Raw genomic sequence first — 2,521 nt, 5'->3', positions numbered from 1 at the left:
ATGCGATAGAAGCAGAGCTCAGGAAAAAGACCGATGGTACAGCGGAAGACCGCCGCGAATACCGACAACAGCATAGTCAACCAGTGATGCAACAACTATATGAATGGCTCAACCAACATCATCTGACGGTGCCATCGAGTTCTCCCACCGCCAAGGCCATCAATTACACTCTGAAGCGTTGGCCAGCTTTAAGCCGCTATTTGGATGATGGCAATCTACCGATTTGCAATAATTGGGTAGAGGTGCGACACGAAGTCGCTTAATGAAGTTGTTCCCCCTGCGGGAACCACCCGTGTCACCGGGTGAATCTAGAAGGCTGAATAAAGAGCGCCTTCGACAATGTAACGAGGCACCGCAAGGTGCGGGGTATCAATCGTGAGAGGCGTACTCTTCTGGCAGCCATAGCCGGACAAGGGCTAGATAATCGGTATGGTGAACACATGTGAATCTGCGCAACGATCGTTAAATTGAACGAGCGGAAATGGCTAATACGCTCGAACCAAAACGGTAATGGAGGTGGGAATCGCGTCTTTCTACTACGCATTCGTGACCCATACGCCTCCCGGTCGATAGCAGGCACCTAAGCCGATGTACTTCAGTAAGCGGAACGTGGAAATCCCGTATTACCCCCATTGGGAAAGCAGTTTGCAAAAACTGCCCATGGTGATGCGGGCGAAGGAACGAGGAAAAAGCGAATGCCAGTCTGTAATGGGTTGGATAGAGGTTGAAACATTACCTCACGCGAAAGCGGGCTGACGTCCTTATGGTCTCTCATCACAAGAGAGTGTGTAGAACCCTTTTAATGGAGGGAGAGCAAATGAACGCAGCAGTATCAGCGTGTGCGCCTTCCAGCACATCGTGGGACAGCATCGATTGGATTGCTGTACAGCGTCATGTCAGAGGGCTGCAAGCGCGTATTGTGAAGGCGGTACAAGACGGCAGGTATAACAAGGCGAAAGCTTTGCAATGGCTGCTGACTCACTCGTTTAGTGGCAAAGCATTGGCCGTAAAACGAGTGTCTGAAAACAAAGGCAAAAACACGGCTGGGGTCGACAAGGTGACTTGGAATACACCCAAGGCCAAGACCGGTGCGATGATGTCGTTGAAGAGGCGAGGTTACACGCCCCTTCCGCTTCGGAGAGTCCTTATTCCGAAGAAAAATGGCAAGATGAGACCTCTCGGGATACCCACGATGAAATGCCGGGCCATGCAGGCGCTCCATCTGCTGGCTTTGGAACCCATCGCGGAGACCACTGCTGATCGGAACTCTTATGGATTCAGGGCTTTGTTGCACAAAGATTTCATAACTATATGATTTTAAAAGTTTTGATTGTTTTTTGATCCAAAATTAAATTTATTTAAATCAGATGCTTACATATTTATGCAACAAAGCCCTTCGTAGCCTGCTTTTTCTACGGCTTTAATTAAAGTAGCGCGATCAAGTGGTTGATGCGCATAAATGACTGCTTTTTCGGTAGCCAGATTTACATGAGCCGATTCAACACCCTCAACAGATTTTAAAGCTTTTTCCACACGGCCTACACAAGAAGCACATGTCATCCCCTCAATCTCTAATGTTTCACTGTAGTGTGGCGTATCAGTCATTTCGGTACTCATATACGATCTCTATCATTTAGATATGCTGAGTTCTATATGCGAAGATCAGCTCGAACCAAGATTAGGTGGAATTCAGGGATTACTTTTATTTCAAGCAAGTACAGGTTTTATCTGTACGATGAGGAAAATAAGAGAGTAAAAGTGGTAAGGAATTCCCACTGTTACTCTAATGTTAGCGGCAGTGTAAAAATGACCCCCTAATGGCATTTAAAAACTGACCCCCTTGGTTAATATAGCGGTCATTTTGGACTGCTCAACATGTTAACTTTGGAGCAAGCAGTGACAATCCAAATACTTCATCAACAAGGTAAATCTATTAAAGCCATTAGTCGTCAACTGGGGGTGTCCAGAAATACCGTACGTAAATATTTACGGCAAAACACCACACCTCAGTATCAGCGTATACAGCCTAGAATAAGTATCCTTGACCCATATAAACCCTATTTACTCCAACGTGTAAATGCAGCTCATCCTGAATGGATTCCTGCTGTCGTGCTCTACCAGGAAATTTTAAGGTTGGGATATCCAGGAAAGATCAGGATATTGAGGGAATATCTTGCAACATTAAAACCAGTTGCCAAACCGGAACCGATCATTCGTTTTGAAACCCAACCTGGCCAACAAATGCAGGTGGATTTCACCACGATTCGACGCAACAACACGACTTTAAAAGCCTTTGTCGCAACATTAGGGTATTCCAGAGCGACTTTCGTGAAATTTTATGATCATGAACGTACCGATGCATGGATCGATGGTCTAGAAAATGCATTTCAGTTCTTTGCAGGAGTACCTCAAGAAATCCTGTTTGATAACGCTAAAACGATCATGATTGAACGGGATGCCTATCAGGAGGGGCAGCATAAATGGAATCCCAAACTGCTCGACTGCGCCAAGAAATACAGCT

General features: G+C 45.9%; 4 pseudogenes. 3 read left to right on the top strand and 1 reads right to left on the bottom strand.

The features are described 5' to 3' along the window. Both FTU05_RS17500 and FTU05_RS17495 read left to right on the top strand, forming a co-directional pair. A pseudogene (locus FTU05_RS17500) lies at positions 1-242 on the top strand (transposase); the annotation flags it as partial. Positions 243-817: 575 nt separating this feature from the next. After that, positions 818-1,282 (top strand): annotated as a pseudogene (locus FTU05_RS17495) (reverse transcriptase N-terminal domain-containing protein); the annotation flags it as partial. A 113-nt stretch (positions 1,283-1,395) separates the two neighbouring features. Here FTU05_RS17495 and FTU05_RS17490 read toward each other — a convergent pair. Next, a pseudogene (locus FTU05_RS17490) lies at positions 1,396-1,617 on the bottom strand (cation transporter); the annotation flags it as partial. Between the two features lie 258 nt (positions 1,618-1,875). On the opposite strand from FTU05_RS17490, the pseudogene istA reads away from it, so the two are divergent. Further along, positions 1,876-2,521: pseudogene (gene istA / locus FTU05_RS17485) on the top strand (IS21-like element ISAba8 family transposase); the annotation flags it as partial.

Origin of the sequence: Acinetobacter sp. YH12049, from assembly GCF_013419875.1 — a bacterium.
GTDB classification, from domain to species: domain Bacteria; phylum Pseudomonadota; class Gammaproteobacteria; order Pseudomonadales; family Moraxellaceae; genus Acinetobacter; species Acinetobacter amyesii.
This window is presented reverse-complemented; position numbering and strand designations above follow the sequence as displayed.